The organism is Flavobacterium suzhouense, assembly GCF_042684765.1.
GTDB classification, from domain to species: domain Bacteria; phylum Bacteroidota; class Bacteroidia; order Flavobacteriales; family Flavobacteriaceae; genus Flavobacterium; species Flavobacterium suzhouense.
This window is the reverse complement of sequence record NZ_JBHUMD010000007.1, coordinates 251,428-269,634: the sequence shown is the minus strand read 5'-3', so window position 1 is coordinate 269,634 and position 18,207 is coordinate 251,428. Positions and strand designations below refer to the sequence as shown.

At 41.2% G+C, this 18,207-nt stretch carries 21 protein-coding genes; 16 read left to right on the top strand and 5 right to left on the bottom strand.

Going from position 1 to position 18,207, the window contains the following annotated elements; translation table 11 throughout:
* The first annotated feature begins 2 nt into the window (after nucleotides 1-2).
* From ACFSR3_RS06460 to ACFSR3_RS06425, 8 genes are all read left to right on the top strand, one after another.
* Entirely contained in the window at nucleotides 3-875 is an 873-nt protein-coding gene (locus tag ACFSR3_RS06460; protein ID WP_379820237.1) for a cell division protein FtsX, read from the top strand.
* Nucleotides 876-989: 114 nt separating this feature from the next.
* Nucleotides 990-1,292: a DUF3098 domain-containing protein gene (locus ACFSR3_RS06455; RefSeq protein WP_379820236.1), complete on the top strand. Its 303-nt coding sequence runs from the start codon at nucleotides 990-992 to the stop codon at nucleotides 1,290-1,292.
* A gap of 12 nt (nucleotides 1,293-1,304) precedes the next feature.
* Nucleotides 1,305-2,114 carry an undecaprenyl-diphosphate phosphatase gene (locus tag ACFSR3_RS06450; protein ID WP_379820235.1) on the top strand — a complete coding sequence of 270 codons (810 nt, stop codon included), beginning with the start codon at nucleotides 1,305-1,307 and terminating at the stop codon, nucleotides 2,112-2,114.
* Nucleotides 2,115-2,121: 7 nt separating this feature from the next.
* Entirely contained in the window at nucleotides 2,122-2,814 is a 693-nt protein-coding gene (gene truB, locus ACFSR3_RS06445) for a tRNA pseudouridine(55) synthase TruB (RefSeq protein ID WP_379820234.1), read from the top strand.
* Nucleotides 2,815-2,836: 22 nt separating this feature from the next.
* On the top strand, nucleotides 2,837-3,400 hold the full coding sequence (locus ACFSR3_RS06440; protein ID WP_379820233.1) for a hypothetical protein: 564 nt from the start codon (nucleotides 2,837-2,839) through the stop codon (nucleotides 3,398-3,400).
* A 2-nt stretch (nucleotides 3,401-3,402) separates the two neighbouring features.
* Complete coding sequence (locus ACFSR3_RS06435) at nucleotides 3,403-4,035, top strand: YiiX/YebB-like N1pC/P60 family cysteine hydrolase (protein ID WP_379820232.1); 633 nt, start codon at nucleotides 3,403-3,405, stop codon at nucleotides 4,033-4,035.
* 93 nt (nucleotides 4,036-4,128) lie between these two features.
* The gene (locus ACFSR3_RS06430) at nucleotides 4,129-4,497 is read left to right on the top strand and encodes a hypothetical protein (RefSeq protein WP_379820231.1); all 369 of its coding nucleotides are present in this window, start codon (nucleotides 4,129-4,131) and stop codon (nucleotides 4,495-4,497) included.
* Nucleotides 4,498-4,581: 84 nt separating this feature from the next.
* Nucleotides 4,582-4,989, top strand: a complete 408-nt coding sequence (locus tag ACFSR3_RS06425) for a hypothetical protein (RefSeq protein ID WP_379820230.1) — start codon at nucleotides 4,582-4,584, stop codon at nucleotides 4,987-4,989.
* Between the two features lie 138 nt (nucleotides 4,990-5,127).
* On the opposite strand, the gene ACFSR3_RS06420 is transcribed toward ACFSR3_RS06425, so the two are convergent.
* A complete protein-coding gene (locus tag ACFSR3_RS06420) occupies nucleotides 5,128-5,745 on the bottom strand; it encodes a thioredoxin family protein (RefSeq protein WP_379820229.1) in 618 nt (205 codons plus the stop codon).
* A 122-nt stretch (nucleotides 5,746-5,867) separates the two neighbouring features.
* On the opposite strand from ACFSR3_RS06420, the gene ACFSR3_RS06415 reads away from it, so the two are divergent.
* From ACFSR3_RS06415 to ACFSR3_RS06400, 4 genes are all read left to right on the top strand, one after another.
* Nucleotides 5,868-6,662 carry a patatin-like phospholipase family protein gene (locus tag ACFSR3_RS06415; protein WP_379820228.1) on the top strand — a complete coding sequence of 265 codons (795 nt, stop codon included), beginning with the start codon at nucleotides 5,868-5,870 and terminating at the stop codon, nucleotides 6,660-6,662.
* Between the two features lie 82 nt (nucleotides 6,663-6,744).
* On the top strand, nucleotides 6,745-7,452 hold the full coding sequence (pyrH, locus tag ACFSR3_RS06410; protein WP_114758091.1) for a UMP kinase: 708 nt from the start codon (nucleotides 6,745-6,747) through the stop codon (nucleotides 7,450-7,452).
* Between the two features lie 23 nt (nucleotides 7,453-7,475).
* Nucleotides 7,476-8,036, top strand: coding sequence for a ribosome recycling factor (frr, locus tag ACFSR3_RS06405; RefSeq protein WP_114758092.1), 561 nt, complete (start codon nucleotides 7,476-7,478; stop codon nucleotides 8,034-8,036).
* Between the two features lie 91 nt (nucleotides 8,037-8,127).
* Entirely contained in the window at nucleotides 8,128-10,623 is a 2,496-nt protein-coding gene (locus tag ACFSR3_RS06400; protein ID WP_379820227.1) for a DUF5686 family protein, read from the top strand.
* Nucleotides 10,624-10,693: 70 nt separating this feature from the next.
* Here the strand turns inward: ACFSR3_RS06400 and ACFSR3_RS06395 are convergent, their stop codons facing one another.
* The gene (locus ACFSR3_RS06395) at nucleotides 10,694-11,023 is read right to left on the bottom strand and encodes a DMT family transporter (protein ID WP_114758094.1); all 330 of its coding nucleotides are present in this window, start codon (nucleotides 11,021-11,023) and stop codon (nucleotides 10,694-10,696) included.
* Between the two features lie 203 nt (nucleotides 11,024-11,226).
* On the opposite strand from ACFSR3_RS06395, the gene asnS reads away from it, so the two are divergent.
* From asnS to ACFSR3_RS06375, 4 genes are all read left to right on the top strand, one after another.
* Nucleotides 11,227-12,660 carry an asparagine--tRNA ligase gene (gene asnS, locus ACFSR3_RS06390; protein ID WP_379820226.1) on the top strand — a complete coding sequence of 478 codons (1,434 nt, stop codon included), beginning with the start codon at nucleotides 11,227-11,229 and terminating at the stop codon, nucleotides 12,658-12,660.
* 422 nt (nucleotides 12,661-13,082) lie between these two features.
* Nucleotides 13,083-14,549 carry an RNA polymerase factor sigma-54 gene (gene rpoN, locus ACFSR3_RS06385; protein ID WP_379820225.1) on the top strand — a complete coding sequence of 489 codons (1,467 nt, stop codon included), beginning with the start codon at nucleotides 13,083-13,085 and terminating at the stop codon, nucleotides 14,547-14,549.
* Between the two features lie 6 nt (nucleotides 14,550-14,555).
* Entirely contained in the window at nucleotides 14,556-15,170 is a 615-nt protein-coding gene (locus ACFSR3_RS06380; protein ID WP_379820224.1) for a phosphatase PAP2 family protein, read from the top strand.
* A gap of 370 nt (nucleotides 15,171-15,540) precedes the next feature.
* Nucleotides 15,541-16,092, top strand: coding sequence for a hypothetical protein (locus tag ACFSR3_RS06375; RefSeq protein WP_379820223.1), 552 nt, complete (start codon nucleotides 15,541-15,543; stop codon nucleotides 16,090-16,092).
* Nucleotides 16,093-16,169: 77 nt separating this feature from the next.
* Here ACFSR3_RS06375 and ACFSR3_RS06370 read toward each other — a convergent pair whose 3' ends face one another.
* From ACFSR3_RS06370 to ACFSR3_RS06360, 3 genes are all read right to left on the bottom strand, one after another.
* Nucleotides 16,170-16,931 carry a type 1 glutamine amidotransferase domain-containing protein gene (locus tag ACFSR3_RS06370; protein WP_379820222.1) on the bottom strand — a complete coding sequence of 254 codons (762 nt, stop codon included), beginning with the start codon at nucleotides 16,929-16,931 and terminating at the stop codon, nucleotides 16,170-16,172.
* 96 nt (nucleotides 16,932-17,027) lie between these two features.
* On the bottom strand, nucleotides 17,028-17,591 hold the full coding sequence (locus ACFSR3_RS06365) for a Crp/Fnr family transcriptional regulator (protein WP_379820221.1): 564 nt from the start codon (nucleotides 17,589-17,591) through the stop codon (nucleotides 17,028-17,030).
* A gap of 83 nt (nucleotides 17,592-17,674) precedes the next feature.
* Nucleotides 17,675-18,064, bottom strand: a complete 390-nt coding sequence (locus tag ACFSR3_RS06360; RefSeq protein WP_379820499.1) for a RidA family protein — start codon at nucleotides 18,062-18,064, stop codon at nucleotides 17,675-17,677.
* Between the last annotated feature and the right edge of the window lie 143 nt (nucleotides 18,065-18,207).

Genomic DNA, 18,207 nt, shown 5'->3' with positions numbered 1-18,207 from the left:
CTATGTCCACATCTTTTGAAAAGTTCCAGAAAAGACGCCTGATCTCTTCTTATTTTTCTGTTGTACTGTGTATTTTCATCGTGCTTACGCTACTGGGAACCCTTGGATTGTTTGTAATAAACACCGAAAAGATCTCTTCCCACGTGAAGGAAAATATACCTATGACGATTTATTTTAAAAGAGAAGCTACCGACAGCATTAAAGAAGCTTTTGGCGTACAGCTAACGAATTCAAAATACATAAAAGACAGCAAATATGTATCTAAAGAAGATGCAGCAAAAAACAATCCCGACATTGTAGGCGATTACGAAACGCTGCTGGACAGCAATCCGTTACTGGACTCATACGACGTACACCTTAAAGGCGAATATGTACAGCCTAAAAAAATAAAAGCCGTTGAAGTAGAACTGCGCTCTAACCCCTATGTAGGCGATGTAAGCTATGACAACACCCTTGTAGACATGGCTAACGAAAACATAAAGAACATAAGCTTCTGGATACTGGTTATCAGCGGAATTCTTGCCGTGGTTGCCATGCTGCTTATTAACAGCGCGCTAAGGCTGTCTATTTACAACCACCGTTTTACCATTAAAACCATGCAGATGGTAGGCGCTACCAAATCGTTCATCCGCAAGCCATTTATATGGAGAGGTATAAAACTTGGAATTATCGGCGCATTATTCAGCATCGCCGTGCTATTGTACCTTGTACACTGGTTTGACGGACTTTTCCCTGTGCTTAACATTTGGGAAGACTGGATCCCTACAGCCATCGTGCTTTCAGGCGTATTGGGCTTCGGTATCATTATCAGTATGATAAGCACGTTCTTTGCTACTCAGCGATTCCTGAACCTTAGAACGGACGATCTTTATTAGTAGTGAGAGAATAGATATTAGATAATAGACGAAAGACATAACATATAATTTAGGTATTGTGGCGTTTGAGTGAGAACTCAAAACTCAAAACCCAAAACCCAAAACCCGGAACTTATGAAAAACAACGAAATAAAATCAGAATTCCTTTTTGAAAAGGTAAACTACAAAATACTACTTATAGGTATTGCTGTTATTGCCATTGGCTTTATACTTATGAGCGGTGGCGGAAGCAACGACCCTAAAGTATTCAGCGAGGATATCTTTAACTTCAGAAGAATCAGGCTTGCACCAACAGTGGTGCTTATCGGCTTTGGCGTTACTATCTATGCCATCCTTAAAAATCCTGCGAAGGCAGAAAAAACCACTACAGGAGAAACTTTCCCTGAAGACGCATCAATCAAGAATTTTAAACAATAGAACTAATACAGAATGGATTTTATCCAGAGCATCATCCTTGCCATTATTGAAGGTTTAACCGAATATTTACCTATATCGTCTACCGCCCACATGATTTTTGCCAGTTCTTATTATGGCATTCAGGAAGACGACTTTGTAAAACTGTTTCAGGTATCCATACAGTTTGGCGCCATACTGGCTGTAGTGGCATTGTACTGGAAAAAATTCTTCGACTTTAGCCGCCTTGGTTTTTATGTAAAGCTGGCCTGTGCCGTAGTACCTGCACTGGTACTGGGCTATATTTTTGACGACATGATAGACGCCGCATTAGGCGATCCAATTCCTATTGCTATTGTGCTTATCCTGGGCGGAATTGTACTATTGTTTATTGATAACTTCTTCAAAAATCCTGAAATAGTAAAAGAAGAAGACATCACCATACAAAAAGCGGTTACCATAGGTTTTTGGCAATGCCTTGCCATGATGCCGGGTACCAGCCGTGCAGCAGCCTCTATTATTGGAGGTATGCAGCAAAAACTTACCCGCGAAACCGCTGCCGAATTCTCGTTTTTCCTTGCTGTGCCTACCATGGCTGCAGTAACGGTATATTCGGTATTCGTTAAGACCTACCACCAGACAGGACTTAAAGGTTATGAGCTGCTTACACAAAATAGCGAGAACCTTAAAATGTTCCTTGTAGGCAATGTAATTGCCTTTATTGTTGCCATTATTGCTATTAAAGGTTTTATAGGCATCATTAAAAAATACGGATTCCAGCCTTGGGGTTGGTACAGGATAATTGCCGGAGCTGCGCTACTGGCTTATTTTACAATCTATAAATAATACTGTTGTGGCTACACCCGAAGATTTCCTGGAAGGAAAAGTTGTGCTGATTGACAAGCCATTGACCTGGAGCTCATTTCAGGCTGTAAATAAAGTAAAATGGGCGCTAAAGAAACACTTAGGCCTAAAAAAACTAAAAGTAGGCCATGCCGGAACACTCGATCCGCTTGCCACAGGACTCCTTATAATATGCACAGGTAAGTTTACCAAACGTATTATGGAACTTCAGGGTATGCCTAAAGAATATACCGGCACTATTATGCTGGGCAGTACGACCCCTTCATTCGACCTTGAGACCGAAGTAAACGCTACTTTCCCTACTGAACATATTAACGAAGAACTGATACACGAAACTGTAAAACAGTTCCTTGGTGAAATCGACCAGCAGCCACCTGTATTCTCGGCCATTAAAAAAGATGGAAAACGCCTTTATGAACACGCCCGTGCCGGCGAAGAAGTAGAAATCGCTTTCCGTAAGACTACCATATACGAATTTGAGATTACCCGAATTGCCCTGCCCGAAGTAGATTTCAGGGTAGTATGCAGCAAAGGAACTTACATTCGTTCCCTGGCAAATGATTTTGGTAAAGCACTGAATTCGGGTGCACACCTTACCGTTTTGCGCCGTACCAAAATTGGTGAATTTGACGTTGCCAATGCTATATCTCCCCAGGATTTTGAAGACGAAGTTTCTGCATAAGATATACTTCATACTTTTATGTATGGCATACTGTGTGTATGCACAGGACAATGCCAAACCTGAAACCGTGTTTGTTACCAAACCAAATCCTGACGGCAAAGTACAAAAACGCCTGCCTCTTTTTGGTCAGTTGGCAATTTCAATACCGCTTACAGCTACACCTGAAGCCAGTAAGAATGGCGACCAATACAACACCAATACGGTTTTTGATTACGTGATTCCTAACGGACTGAGTGCTAATTTCGGACTTGGACTACACCTTAACGAATGGGCCGGCATTAGCGCCAATACCGGCATTGACTGGATTGCAAGCGAAAAACTGGTTACCACCCCTATGTATGGCAGCATAATGCTAAAACCTTATGTACACAACGACAATTCAGTGCTTTTGCAGTTTGGCTACGGCTACTCATTTGCTTTAGGACGCGGTGACCTTTCGGGCGATTTTCAAAAATACAGGCTGGGGTATGTAGTCGAAGATTCAGTATCTTTATATTTGGAAATAAACCAATACGGCTTTCCGCTTTATGACATGAACCCTGCGGGCAGCATCTGTGTTGGAGTTAGTTTCTTTGATTTTTGGTAATTATGAAACAATTCATTCTTCTTTTTCTTTTCAGCTTCACATCGCTTTTTGCACAGCAAAAAACAACACTTAAAGATGGTGACCTGCTCTTTCAGGATATGGACTGCGGTCCGCTTTGCGATGCTATCGAAGCGGTAACAGAAGGCTACAAAGGCAACGACTTTAGCCATATGGGAATGGTATACCACCGCAACGATACCATTTATATTATAGAAGCTGCCGGCAATGCCGTGCGCCTTTCTACCCTTGAGAAATTCTCTAAGAACACTAAAAAGCCAATGCTCATTGGCCGACTGAAAAAACAGTATACAAAGCTCATACCACAGGCAATTAACTTTTCCCTGAAACAGCTTGACGTGCCCTATGACGACGAGTATGTTTACGATAACGGAAGCTATTATTGCTCCGAACTGATATACGACGCTTTTATGTTTGCCAATGGTGGAAAACCTTTCTTTACCCTTTTCCCTATGACGTACAAACAACCCGGAACGAACGAATTTTTCCCTGCATGGGTGGACTACTATAAAGCCATCGGCAAAGAAATCCCTGAAGGGAAACCGGGATGTAATCCGGGAGGGATGTCGGTATCGGATAAGATTGAGATAGTAGGTTGGTTGCCGGTTGGCGGTTGATGGTTGTCGGAAGTCTGAAGTTACTGTCATTGCGAGGAGCGAAGCACCCGAGGCTGAAATCCGAACGGACGAAGTAATCTAAAATAAAGCACAATGAGAAAGATTTTTTTAGGATTTATTTTTATATTGATTTTCGGTTTAATTATAGCATCCATCATTAAAGGATACGAAATAAAAAACGATATTGAAAATAATGGTAAGGCATCTGTAGGTAAATATATAAAACGAGAATGGGGTAAAGAACCGTCAAATATAATCCGCTATTATGATAACGGGAAAGAGTATGAAAGCGATGGTGGAAGAGCACCGCAAGGATTTGAAAAAAATATTGGCCGCTTTTACAGAATATCTTACTCCGAAAAATATAAAGGTTCCCTTCATGCGGATTTCACGCACGAAGTTACAGACACCGCCGAAATTCTCAACGCAGGATTCCGTTTGATTGATGGCAAGATTAGATAGATTAACACCCTCTATTGTATTCTACTCGCAATTACATGTGAGCCGTCATTGCGAGGAACGAAGCAATCTAAAAAATTAAAAACAATGAAAAGAATATCTGGTAAATTTGGGCCTGTATATCGTAAACTATATGCCGCTTTTTGTGTAGCAATCGTATTTGTGATGATTTATTTATCATTTACAAAAAACTTCCCTTCTTTTATATTTATTATACCACTCATTTTTGCATGCATAGCTTATTTCACAAAACGCGAGGTAGTTTATATCGATAAAAACGATTTTGTCGTAAAAGGAAAAAAGATATTGATTACTGATGTAATCTCTATTGAGAAAGAATTCATTTTACATATCTACAAGGTTAGGTATTATGATGGAGATAAAATTAAAAGCTTTAAGTTTGAAATTGATCGATTTCTACCTATTAAACCTGACTTTATAAAAAAGCTACAAGTTTTAGTTGTAAAAAACAACCATAATACCAGTCTTCTGTAAGAGATCTCTCCACTTCGCTACGCTACGGTCGAAATGAACACTCATACCCATAAAAAATCCCCGACTAAAAGCCAGGGATAAAATATATAAGGCACAAGTCAAGCTGACAACCATCAACCGACAACCGACAACCAAAATTTACATATTTTCAGCGTTCTCAAGCAATAATGTAATTTCCTCCATAGTACTGATACCTTTATCATGCAGGTACCAACGCTGTAAATCTTCTTTTGCCTGCGGAGTTACCACACCGTGTTTAGCTTTGTCGTCTATTATAAGTTGTGCAGCATCATGAGGACGTGGTCCCCAGCTACCACGAGCTACAAGGGTATCACTTTCAACCAGAACCAGTTTTGGAATAGAACGTGCACCGTTGGTTAGGTAGTCGTTCATCAGTTCGTCGTTCTCATCACGAAGCACGATTTTCAGGTCAAGCTTATCACTTTCGGCAACCAATTTATTCATTACCGGAACGATCTGTGCAGCATCGCCACACCAACCTTCAGAGATCACTAAAAGTGTATGCTGTTTTTTAAGTTTTCCTAATTTTTCTTTTATCTCATCCGGCACGTGTATAGTCTTGTCAAGACGGTTCATACGTGTCTCGTTCAATGTCGAATAATGGGTTAAATCTTCGCTTTGCGTATTTCCTGTAGAGAGGCCATCGGCAAGCAGAGCAGAAACATGCTTCCTGTAATTCTCATAGGTAAAGCTTTTGTTTATGCTATTTTCAATCAATGATGTTGTTACGTTCATATCTCTCAATTTTAAGTGCAAAATTAGTGATACTTTTATGATATCAAAAAAAAGACCAATTTGAAAAAAGTCAGGAGGAGTTCAACAAAAAACTGTAAATTAGTCAGTAAATAAATAATGTAATGAAAATTGATGGTGGGTCCATTGGACTTGTGCTTTCGGGTGGGGGCTCGAAAGGTATAGCCCATGCGGGCGTTTTGAAATATTTAGATGAAATAGGCCTTGAGCCTTCACATATTGCCGGAACAAGCTCGGGTGCCATTGTGTCGTCTTTGTATGCCTGGGGCAAGCGTCCCGAAGAAATACTCGAATTCTTTAAATCGATATATTTTTTTCATTGGAAGCATTTCACCTTTCGCAAGGCAGGCTTTATCGACTCGGAAGCTTTTCGTGATTATTTTTATTCAGTTTTTAAAGATGCTACCCTTGGCGATATGCCATATAAGATGCACCTTACCGCTACCGACCTGGTATCGGGCAAGCTGCGCATTTTTGGGCCCGAAACCAAAATTGCCGATGCCGTACTGGCTTCATCTGCATTTCCGGGTATCATCTCGCCTTATGAAATAGACGGCAGACTCTACAGTGACGGTGGCATCATCAACCACTTCCCTACAGATATCCTTCAAGGACGCTGTGACAACCTGATAGGTATCTATGTGAGTCCGATACAAAAAATTGACGCCTCCGATTTGCGCACCATACGTTCGGTAACCACGCGTGCCTATGATTTGCTTTCCGCCAATACCAATATGCAAAAATTCACGCTATGTGACTGGGTAATAGCACCTGACGAATTGGCACTATACAGTACCTTTGAAACCAATAAGACTAAAATGGATGAGATATTTCAGATAGGCTATGAGGCTGCAAAGAAATCACATAGCGAAATTATTCCGGCTCATCCCATACCCTAGTTTATTTGGACTGTGAGGTTACAAAATTGTTATTTTACGAAAAACAATTATTACTATATTTGCACCAGTCAAAATTTACCCTATGAAATACAATAGAATCCTGTTAAAGCTTAGTGGCGAAGCCCTGATGGGCGACAGGCAATATGGCATTGACCCTAAAAGGCTTGCCGAATATGCAGCGGAGATAAAGCAAATACATGAAAAAGGTGTTGAGATCGCTATCGTAATTGGCGGAGGAAACATTTTTAGGGGTGTATCAGGTGCCAGCAATGGTATGGACAGGGTTCAGGGAGATTACATGGGTATGCTTGCTACCGTAATTAACGGTATGGCACTACAGGGAGCTCTTGAAGATGCAGGAATGCAGACACGCCTTCAGACAGCACTTAAAATAGAGGCAATTGCCGAGCCTTATATCAAGAGAAGAGCGGTTCGCCACCTTGAAAAAGGAAGAATCGTAATTTTTGGAGCAGGTACAGGTAATCCTTACTTTACTACCGATACGGCTGCCGTATTGAGAGGTGTAGAGGTTCACGCGGATGTTATCCTGAAAGGAACACGTGTAGACGGTATATATACTGCCGATCCTGAAAAAGACCCAACAGCAACAAAATATGACACCCTTACGTTTAATGATGTACTTGCCAAAGGTCTTAACGTAATGGATACTACTGCTTTTACGCTTAGCCAGGAAAACGAATTGCCTATTATTGTGTTCGACATGAACAAACCGGGCAATCTGGTAAAAGTTTGTGAAGGCGAACTGGTAGGAACTACTGTAAATGTTTAATTTTTTATCATAAGAATTACACCATGGAAGAAATCGATTTTATCTTAGATAGCGCTCAGGAGTCTATGAACAACTCTATAGCACACCTTGAAAAAGAATTCCTTAACATCCGTGCAGGAAAAGCATCACCGGCTATGCTTGGTGGTGTGTTTGTAGATTACTACGGTTCTCAAACACCACTTTCTCAGGTTGCCAATGTAAACACTCCCGATGCAAGAACTATTACAGTTACACCTTGGGAAAAAAGCATGCTACAGCCTATCGAGAAAGCGATAATGATCGCTAACCTTGGGTTTAACCCAATGAACAACGGAGACAACATCATCATCAGTGTTCCGCCATTAACAGAGGAGCGCAGGAGAGATCTTGTAAAGCAGGCAAAAGCTGAGGCAGAAGATGCAAAAATAGGTATCAGAAACGTTCGTAAAGACGCTAACAACGACATCAAGAAACTTGAAAAAGACGGTGTTTCTGAAGATGCTTGCAAAGGCGCTGAAGAATCGGTACAGGACCTGACAAACAGCTTCATCAAGAAAATTGACGAACTACTGGTTGTTAAGGAAGCCGAAATCATGAAAGTATAATTGAAAATCCGCCCACCGAGGCGGATTTTTATTTTCTATATCTTTGCAGTAACAATTTTGCACTTCTTTCGTTTTAGCCATAAAGCCTTCAATGAGACTACTTACGTTTTTGCTTTTCTTTATCTCCTTCGCATGCGGGGCACAATCGGCCATTACCGGCATAGTGAAAGACAGCAAAACCGGTGAAATTTTACCCTTCCCTACAATTTATCAGCAAAACGGAAAAAGCGTAATTGGCGATGTTGATGGCAAATTTGTACTTGACCACCCGCAAATGCACGAGATATTTACCGTTGACTATGTTGGTTACACCGAACGTTCGTTCAAGATAACACCCGGAAGGATATTTTACTCTGTAGCATTAGAGCCAACAGCAGGGCAATTACAGGAAATTGTTATTGGCGGTGAAAATCCTGCCATTGAAATCATAAGAAAAGCCATTCGCGGAAAAATCATAAACGATCCTCAGCAAAAGCTCAACAGCTTTAGCTACAATACCTATGAACGGTTAATTGTTACGGCTAACCCTGACTCTATTGCAGGTGCACTCGATTCTATTTATGAATATGAAAAGGCAGCCCGTATCTTTAAGAAAATAGATTCTACCGAGTATAAATTTAAAAAACTGATTGAGAAAAGGCACATTTACCAAACGGAGAAGGTCTCTGAATTCCTCTTTAACAAAAAGCAGGGGCTTAAAGAAAATGTACTCGCTACCAGAATGGCAGGTTTTAAGCAGCCTTTATATGAATTCATCGGACTGAAACTGCAATCGTATTCGGTATATACCGATAAAATAGATATTCTTGAGACCAAATATGCGGGACCTTTAGCTTCAGACGCGCTCAAAGAATACCATTATAAGATACTTGACACGGTTACTATTGATGGACGCAATACTTACATGCTTTACTTTACGCCTAAAGACAAGAACAAAAAGAAAAAGCTCGATGGTATCGTTTACCTTGACATGCAGAACTATGGCGTTGCAAAAACCATATTCAGGGTTAAGAATGTAATTGATGTCACTTCAACACACTTTTTTAGCTATGAAAAAGAAAAAGGCATTTGGTTCCCGGACAGGAAAACCCTTAAAATAGTAAAAGGAAACAACAAACAGGATATTAAGATACTTGGGGAAACCATAAAATTTGATGCTGAAGGCACAGGCAAACGCAAACGCGACACCGAACCTACCGATCTTATTTACGTTTATTCGGAAGCGGGAAATTTTGATAAAAAATTCGATATTCCGGTTACCATACGACGTACAGGAGTTGCCATAGATATTAAAAAAGAAGCCATAAACAGGCCTGAAGACTACTGGAATAACTTCCGCCCTGATACTCTTGATACCCGAAGCCTGACCACCTATACTGCCATGGACAGTATTGTGGCCAAGGAAAACTGGGAGCAGATTATTATTAAAGGAAAACGCATCATTAACGGATATTTTCCTGCCGGCCCTATTGATATTGACCTTCAAAAAATTATAAAATACAACAACTACGAAGGCTTCAGGCCAGGTTTGGGTTTTGTAACCAATAATAAATTTGCCGAGACATTCAGGCTTAGCGGTTATGGCGCCTATGGTACTAAAGACGGTGTCTTTAAGTATGGTATGGGTGGCGCTGTACGCGTAGGCAACTTCTCAAACTCATGGATAGGATTCAACTACGCTGATGACATTACCGAGATTGCGAGTACCTCATTTGCTACTGACAAAAAAGTCTTTAAGATCTACGACCCAAGGCTCCTGAACCTTCTTACCTTCTATAACCACCAAACTTACATGGGGTATATAGAAACGAAGATACTACCTAAAACCGAAAGCCGTTGGCAGTTGGAACGCAGCCGCATTGACCCGAAATTTGGCTATACCTACATCCCTGAAAATACTCCGTATACCCTTTTTTACCTAACTCTGGCAACAGTATCGGTTCAGTGGAATCCGTTCAGTGATTTTATGCAAACGCCTACCGGAAGGATAGAATCTGAGAAAAGATACCCTAAGTTCACATTCCAATACACACAGTCGCTTGGCGGACTGCTTGACAGCGATTTCTCCTTCAGCAAATTTGACGCAAGGGCAGAATATGAACAGAAATACCTTAACGGACAAAAAACATCGGCTCTAATACAGTCAGGACTTGCCTTAGGCGATACTCCGCTTACACACCTGTATAGCACTTCGCCCAACAATCTGAGCAAGGACGGCGTATTGGCACGTATCAACTTTGCCAGTAAAAATGGTTTTGAGACCATGTATTTCAATGAGTTTTTCTCAAGTCAGTATATTACAGGACAACTAAGGCATTCTTTCAGGAAATTTACCATCTCCGGCATCCTGAAAATGGCACCTGCCCTTGTTACCCGTGCAGCATGGGGCAGTATGGATAATAAAAATGACCATATAGGCGCCAGCTTTAATACTCTCGAAAAGGGTTATTACGAAAGCGGTGTAGAACTTAATGAAATTTTAAGCATAGCCGGTATATCAGCATTTTACCGTTACGGTCCCTATCACCTGCCACAGTTCGAAAAAAACATCGCAGTAAAGATTACGTTTGTACTGAATTTGTTTTAAAAACTTAACCACGAGGATCACAAAGCTTTGTGTACTTAGTGCCTTCTTAGTGACCTTTGTGGTTAAAAAACTAATGCGCCGAGACAAACTTCAACCCTACAATAGAAGCGATAAGCGTAGTAAGAAAGAACAGCCTCCAGAAGTCTGAAGGTTCTTTAAAAACAAAAATACCTACCAGTACCGTACCCACTGCACCAACACCTGTCCATACAGCATAGGCAGTACCAATAGGCAGGGTTTGGGTAGCTTTATACAGCAATACCATACTGATGGTAAGGCAAACAAAAAAGCCACCCATCCAGTAATTAGAAACTGCGCCAGAGGTTTCTTTAGCCTTTCCAAGACATGAGGCGAAACCTACTTCAAACAAGCCTGCGATGATAAGTAATATCCAGTTCATGGTAAATTGTTTTACCGACAAAGATAGCCCTTCCTGCCAACTATGGTTCAATTTTAACCCCGCCGCGACATTTTTATAAATTTGATGCAATTACAACACAAAGGCCTATCAACTTTTTACGCTTTTTACTACATTTGCAGGCATTTGCCTCTCTAGACGCTAAAACGGGGCATTTTCCATAAAACAAGTTTAAATTTTAAAAAATGAAACACACAAAAGTTAAAGACCTGCTGAACAGCGCGAAGCCTGTTGATGATGTATTAGTAAAAGGATGGGTAAGAACTTTTAGGAATAATCAGTTTATAGCCCTTAACGACGGATCTACTATAAATAATATCCAGTGTGTTGTTGACTTTGAAAATACACCCGCAGAAACTTTAAAAAGAATAACAACCGGTGCTGCTGTAGCTGTTAAGGGTAACCTTGCAGAAAGCCAGGGCGCAGGTCAGAAATATGAAATACAGGCCAAAAGTGTAGAGATACTTGGAGATTCAGATCCTGAGAAATTCCCTATGCAGCCTAAAAAACACTCACTGGAGTTCTTACGTGAGAACGCCCACCTACGTGTACGTACTAACGTATTTGGTGCTATCATGAGAGTACGTTCGGTACTGTCGTTTGCGATTCACCAGTACTTTCAGGAAAAAGGTTTCGTATATGTGAACACGCCTATCATTACCGGATCGGATGCCGAGGGTGCAGGCGAAATGTTCCAGGTAACGTCGCTTCCTGTGGGTAACCCACCATTGAATGAAGAAGGAAAAGTAGACTACAAGCAGGATTTCTTCGGAAAGGAAACCAACCTTACCGTATCGGGTCAGCTTGAAGGAGAGACTTTTGCTATGGCATTGGGCCAGATTTACACATTCGGACCTACTTTCCGTGCAGAGAACTCTAACACATCACGCCACCTTGCAGAATTCTGGATGGTAGAACCTGAAGTTGCCTTCAATAATCTTGATGACAACATGGATCTTGCTGAAGATTTCATCCAGTATGTGATCAAATATGCAATGGACCGTTGCCAGGACGACCTTAAATTCCTTGACCAGCGTTTAGCTGATGAGGAAAAACAAAAACCAACGGCTGAACGTAGCGAGATGGGCTTATTAGAGAAACTTCAGTTTGTACTGGAAAACAACTTTAAGCGCGTAAGCTATACTGAGGCTATCGATATCCTTAAGAACTGTAAGCCAAACAAGAACAAGAAATTCAACTATATCATTGAAGAATGGGGTGCCGACCTACAGAGTGAGCACGAGCGTTACCTTGTAGAGAAACACTTTAAATCGCCTGTAATATTATTCGATTACCCTGCGAACATCAAAGCATTCTACATGAGACTTAACGACGACAAGAAAACTGTACGCGCTATGGACATCCTGTTCCCTGGTATTGGTGAGATCGTTGGAGGATCGGAAAGAGAAGAGCGTCTTGACGTGCTTCTTGAGAAGATCGCCGAGCTTGGCATCGACGAAAAAGAGCTTTGGTGGTATCTTGACACCCGTCGTTTCGGAACAGCTACCCACGCTGGTTTCGGACTTGGTTTTGAGCGCCTTGTGCTATTCGTAACCGGTATGGGTAACATCCGTGACGTTATTCCTTTCCCAAGGACACCACAGAACGCTGAATTTTAATCTTTTCAGTATTGAGATATTAGTACTGAGAATTGAGATAATAGAATTTAGAAAGCCTCGCAGAAATGTGGGGCTTTTTTTTGTCCACCCCTGTTCAGACGTTGCAGTGCAACGTCTCTACAAAACCTAAAACAAGAATATTAATCTTAAATAATTTCATATTTCTTCCGTAGAGAACTTGCAGGGCAACGTCTGCCATAACAACCAAATTTTAATCAGAATTACCTACAATAATATCAGAGGCATTGTAGTTTATATTGTGGTCTTTTTTTATTAAATGCATTTTGTATCTAACAGCATAAGAACGCAAAAAGCCTAAAACAAAGGTTTTAAAGTATCCTTTTTATAATTTTATCCAAAAAGCATCAATAATTATGCCTGTTTTTTGTAATTTTATACTGTAAAAATGACTGTGTTTATCTATGCTTAAGCAGAACTTACAACTTAAATTATCCCAGAAACTATCGCCACAGCAAATTCAGCTGATGAAGCTGATACAATTGCCTACGCAGGCTTTTGAGCAACGCCTTAAAGAAGAAATGGTTGAAAATCCTGCACTGGAAACAGGCAAGGAGGATGAATATGAGAAGGACGAATACGACACTTCTGAGGATTTTGACGACTATGATGATTACGACAACGATCGCATTGATGCCGACGAGATCAACATAGACGAATACCTGAGTGATGATGAAATTCCCGGATATAAAACCCAGGCGAACAACTACAGTGACGACGATGAGGACCGTACGATGCCTTTTGCCGCACCCGTAAGTTTCCACCAAAACCTTATCGAGCAGCTGAATACCTTTATCCTTACCGATGAAGAACGCGAGATTGCCGAGTTCCTTGTGGGCAGCATAGACGATATGGGCTACATCCGCCGCAGTATCCCCGATATTGTTGACGATATGGCCTTTACACAGGGCATTTATACCGATGAAAAGACCACCGAACGCATACTGCACGTTATCCATGAACTCGAGCCATCGGGGGTGGGTGCGCGCGACCTGCAGGAGTGCCTTTTACTACAGCTTAAACACAAAACGCCTACCGCTTCGGTAGAGCTTGCCACCGATATAATCGAACATCAGTTTGATGCTTTTACCAAAAAGCATTACGACAAACTGTTACAGAAATATGACATCTCTCAGGATCAGCTGCGTGCTGCTATTGATGAGATCGAACGCCTGAACCCTAAGCCGGGCGGCTCTTACGAAAGCAACATTAAAGCCGTAGAGCATGTTGTACCTGACTTTGCCATACGTATTGTAGACGGCGAACTGGAACTGACACTAAACGGACGTAATGCTCCCGAACTGCACGTTTCTAAAGACTATCAGGAAATGCTGCAAACCTATAAGGACAGCCGCGATAAAAGCAATGCCCAAAAAGATGCAGTTCAGTTCATCAAACAAAAACTGGATTCGGCAAAATGGTTTATCGATGCTATCCGCCAACGTCAGGAAACCCTGTTCGTGACAATGAACGCCATTATGCATTATCAGGAGGAATATTTCCTTGATGGTGATGAAGCGAAACTGAAACCCATGATCCTTAAGGATATTGCCGATATGATCGGGCTTGATATCTCGACCGTTTCGCGTGTGGCTAACAGTAAATATGTGGAAACACCTTACGGCACTAAACTGATAAAAGAATTCTTCTCCGAGGCCATGAAAAACGATCAGGGTGAAGATGTATCAACCATTGAGATCAAAAAGATACTTGAAACCGTTATCAGCGAAGAGGACAAACGCAAACCACTTCCGGACGACAAGCTTGCCGAGATACTTAAAGACAAAGGCTACCCTATTGCAAGGCGTACCATTGCTAAATACCGTGAACAGCTCGATATTCCTGTTGCCAGGATGAGAAAGAAAATATAGATTGGCATGAAGAAGTTTCTTGCTCTGTTTTCCTATATTTTCCATCCGCTGTTTGTGCCGGTATATGCTACACTGTTTTACTTTGTGGTGGCCAACAGCTTTTTTTACGAGCACGAAATTTATCTCGCTTTTGTACAGGTACTCATACTTACTGTACTATTGCCCATGTCTATATTTTACCTGTTACGTTCGCTGGGCAAAATGAAATCGAAACTGCCGAATGCTAAAGAACGCCGGTTACCGCTCGCTATTTATGCGCTGCTGATACTCTTCCTCATAAAGTACAGCCTGTCAATAGTCGTTATCCCGGAGCTATACTATTACTTTACAGGCGTACTGATAAGCACTGTAATAACCCTTGCATTGGTACTGGGTAATTTTAGCCCAAGCCTGCACACCATGGCTACGGCTTCCCTAGTGCTTTTTGTAATTGGTATCTCTTCCTATTATCATATCACTTACCTGTACCTCATCGCACTATTAGTAGTATGCACCGGTATTGTGGGTTCATCGCGCATGGCTGCCCGTTCGCATTCACTAAGCGAAGTACTGCTTGGTGCACTCATAGGCATAGTGCCACAGGTAGGACTTTGGTTTATATGGCTGGTACCGGCTGTTTAAAACCCGAAGGCGTTGCCTCCGGTTATTATATCTGAGCCTTTCAGGCTCAATCAATCAACTCCTAAAACATCGCTACCAACATAAATCGCTACGCGATATTATCCTCTGATACATTTCCCGTTAAGGAAATAATTTTGGTAGAAAGGAATAAGGATATGGAAAGTTTTCCCGTAGTGATAAACAAAGCAGTTAATTAAAAGTTAAATCCTACAACGCTCTATCTTGCCTAGAAGCTACATAAAGACGATTCCTTTGGTAATTTAAAACATCCTTAACAAAATACCGGCATTTTGAATTCACGATAAGCTATACTGATTTTCAAAAAACCATGATTTGTAATATTTTTATCACATAATTAAAATTACAAGACATGAAATTAACCAACTTCATCTTTAGAAAATCACCTTTACTATTACTCATTTTTTCTTTATTGACAGTTGGCTGCGGCGATGATGACGGCGGAAGCACAAATCCGGCTGCAAAAGGTTACCTGACCTGTAAAATCAATGGTACTGACTATGATTTTAGCCAACAGGTTAACGCTAATGACCCTCCATCTGAAGAAATCGTTCATTTTGTAACCATTGGCGGACATCTGACCGATGATCTTACTTCTCCGGGGTTTGGTTTTCAGCTCGTATCTGAAGTAGGAGCAGTTCAGGGTGAAACGTATACATCGGCAGATTCTGAGCTTCACGGAAACTATTACATCCAAAACCTGGATGACAACGGGGACATTATAGGTACAACCGTTTACACCGGCGATGGATCTGATGGATCAGGTTTTACCATGACCATTACTTCCCTTACCGACTGGGGCGTGGAAGGAACTTTTTCGGGAGTATTGAGACTCTCAGGTGGTAATGAATATCTTACCGTTACCGACGGCAAGTTCTCTGCTCCTTACAATTATCAGAATTAATGATGGATTATTGAGGTTTATAAAAAAAGCGCTGTATCAGATTCCCGATACAGCGCTTTTCACTTAAGCATTATTATTTATTTCTTTTTCAATTCGGCTAATATAGCTTCCCCTACACCTTTTGCAGATTGTGGGTTCTGCCCTGTTACAACCCTTTGGTCAACTGTCACGTGCTGCTGCCACATCCCTGATTTCTCAAATTTAGCACCGTGCGCTTTCAGTCCGTCTTCTAACAGGAACGGCACAACTTTAGTCAGCCCTACAGCCTCTTCTTCTTCATTCGTAAAAGCATTTATCTTTTTACCGTCAATAAGGTAGTTGCCGTTAGACAGTTTTATATTCACCAGTCCCGCAGGGCCGTGACATACCGCTCCAACAATTCCGCCTTTTTCATAAATGACAGCGGCAATCTTTTGCAGTTCGGCATTATCGGCAAAGTCCCACATGGCACCGTGACCACCTGCATAGTAAATAGCAACATAATCAGCAGGGTTAACCTGAGATGGTTTTAGTGTATTTTCTATTTTATTATGGTATTCGGCATTCTCCCAAAACTCTTTGTTTACAGGATCTTTCAGGTCGAAACCATCAACCGGTGCTTTTCCGCCTTTTGGGCTTACAAAATCAATAGTGTATCCTGCATTGTGCAACACTTCCCACGGGTGTGATGCTTCGCCAAGGTAAAAACCTGTAGGTTCGCCCGTGCTTCCTTTTTTGTCGTGGCTGGTTACCACAAACAGTATTTTCTTCTTATCCATATTTTTTGCTTTTTTAGCCTGTGCCAATACAGGTACAGTACTGATTAACAATATCGCTATAACTTTTGCTATATTTTTCATGTTGTAATCGTTGAAAATTTATAGTACAAAGTTCGGCAGAATGAGAAGAAGAAGCACTTGATCTACATCACAAATATACTGTGACCTGAATCACGCTCAGGAAGAAAGCCTGCTTAGAGTTTCGCGCGTAACTCCCAGATAAGAAGCCAAAAGGGTTTTAGGAACCCTTTGAAACAATGAAGGATATTGCTTTAGCATTTGCTCATAGCGTTCTTTGGCACTCGTAGTGAGCAATGACAATATGCGTTGCTGAAGGGCAACATAACCGAAATTAGCCTTGCGCCTGAAGAAATGCTCGGCCTTTTGGAGTTCGCTGCACAGCTTTTCAGAATTTTCAAGTGACAGGCAGAGTACCTCTGTATCTTCAAGACAGGATAACGAAAGTGTAGCCGGCGTTTTATAATGATAGGCCTGATAATCGCTTACCCACCAGTCTTCCATGGCAAACTGAAGTATATGCTCCTTGTCCGACTCGTCGGTATGAGATGCTTTAATAAGCCCCGAAACCACAAACCATGAATGGTACACAGCATCCCCTTCCTGAATAAGGAACTGGTGTTTCTTTAGCTTTTTGGAAGTAAAATGAGACAGTACAAATGCAAACTCATCATCGGTTAGCGGTACAATCTTTTCTATATGTTCACGGAGATTTACACTCATAAGATTATCATGTCTTACAAAGATGCAAAAGTTTACCGCTTATGCCAAAAATAAACGCCATGCTTACACATGGCGTTATCTTTTTATTTTACAACCGTGGCTTCAAGTTCTACTTTTAAGGTCTCGAAAAGAGTTTTTACTTCCATCAGCGTGGTCGCCTGTTTTATGCCGTGTTTTGCGATCCACTCCTGAAGAATAGGGAAATTAGGCCACAACTCTTCTGTTGAAGTTGTGTATATGGTTAATCTAACAATATTTTTAGGATCGTAACCTGCATGATTAATAACCTGCTCTAAATTTGTTATCGCTTCCTCCAACTGGCTTTTCATATCGGCATTACTGGAAGTACCATCGGCGTGTACTGCCGCCTGACCTGAAATATATAATGTTGCCTGAACATTTTTAACCTCAACAGCCTGAACATAGCTGCGTTCATCCTGCCATTTCCAAGGACTGAATTCTCTTTTTTCCATTTGCTTTGCGTTTTTGGTTTGTGCCAGTAAAGGCATAACCGTTAATAATGTAAATACTAAAATTTTCGCTGTGTTTTTCATGTTTAAAACTGAAATAGTTACACTGCAAAATTGCACAGAATGGATGGCTGCCACCTATGACA

Excerpts from the sequence above, each read along its gene's own strand:
- ACFSR3_RS06460 (WP_379820237.1), top strand. The coding sequence starts at position 3 with ATGTCCACATCTTTTGAAAAGTTCCAGAAAAGACGCCTGATCTCTTCT.
- ACFSR3_RS06455 (WP_379820236.1), top strand. The coding sequence starts at position 990 with ATGAAAAACAACGAAATAAAATCAGAATTCCTTTTTGAAAAGGTAAAC.
- ACFSR3_RS06450 (WP_379820235.1), top strand. The coding sequence starts at position 1,305 with ATGGATTTTATCCAGAGCATCATCCTTGCCATTATTGAAGGTTTAACC.
- ACFSR3_RS06440 (WP_379820233.1), top strand. The coding sequence starts at position 2,837 with ATGGCATACTGTGTGTATGCACAGGACAATGCCAAACCTGAAACCGTG.
- ACFSR3_RS06435 (WP_379820232.1), top strand. The coding sequence starts at position 3,403 with ATGAAACAATTCATTCTTCTTTTTCTTTTCAGCTTCACATCGCTTTTT.
- ACFSR3_RS06430 (WP_379820231.1), top strand. The coding sequence starts at position 4,129 with ATGAGAAAGATTTTTTTAGGATTTATTTTTATATTGATTTTCGGTTTA.
- ACFSR3_RS06425 (WP_379820230.1), top strand. The coding sequence starts at position 4,582 with ATGAAAAGAATATCTGGTAAATTTGGGCCTGTATATCGTAAACTATAT.
- ACFSR3_RS06420 (WP_379820229.1), bottom strand. The coding sequence starts at position 5,745 with ATGAACGTAACAACATCATTGATTGAAAATAGCATAAACAAAAGCTTT.
- ACFSR3_RS06415 (WP_379820228.1), top strand. The coding sequence starts at position 5,868 with ATGAAAATTGATGGTGGGTCCATTGGACTTGTGCTTTCGGGTGGGGGC.
- pyrH (WP_114758091.1), top strand. The coding sequence starts at position 6,745 with ATGAAATACAATAGAATCCTGTTAAAGCTTAGTGGCGAAGCCCTGATG.
- frr (WP_114758092.1), top strand. The coding sequence starts at position 7,476 with ATGGAAGAAATCGATTTTATCTTAGATAGCGCTCAGGAGTCTATGAAC.
- ACFSR3_RS06400 (WP_379820227.1), top strand. The coding sequence starts at position 8,128 with ATGAGACTACTTACGTTTTTGCTTTTCTTTATCTCCTTCGCATGCGGG.
- ACFSR3_RS06395 (WP_114758094.1), bottom strand. The coding sequence starts at position 11,023 with ATGAACTGGATATTACTTATCATCGCAGGCTTGTTTGAAGTAGGTTTC.
- asnS (WP_379820226.1), top strand. The coding sequence starts at position 11,227 with ATGAAACACACAAAAGTTAAAGACCTGCTGAACAGCGCGAAGCCTGTT.
- rpoN (WP_379820225.1), top strand. The coding sequence starts at position 13,083 with ATGCTTAAGCAGAACTTACAACTTAAATTATCCCAGAAACTATCGCCA.
- ACFSR3_RS06380 (WP_379820224.1), top strand. The coding sequence starts at position 14,556 with ATGAAGAAGTTTCTTGCTCTGTTTTCCTATATTTTCCATCCGCTGTTT.
- ACFSR3_RS06375 (WP_379820223.1), top strand. The coding sequence starts at position 15,541 with ATGAAATTAACCAACTTCATCTTTAGAAAATCACCTTTACTATTACTC.
- ACFSR3_RS06370 (WP_379820222.1), bottom strand. The coding sequence starts at position 16,931 with ATGAAAAATATAGCAAAAGTTATAGCGATATTGTTAATCAGTACTGTA.
- ACFSR3_RS06365 (WP_379820221.1), bottom strand. The coding sequence starts at position 17,591 with ATGAGTGTAAATCTCCGTGAACATATAGAAAAGATTGTACCGCTAACC.
- ACFSR3_RS06360 (WP_379820499.1), bottom strand. The coding sequence starts at position 18,064 with ATGGAAAAAAGAGAATTCAGTCCTTGGAAATGGCAGGATGAACGCAGC.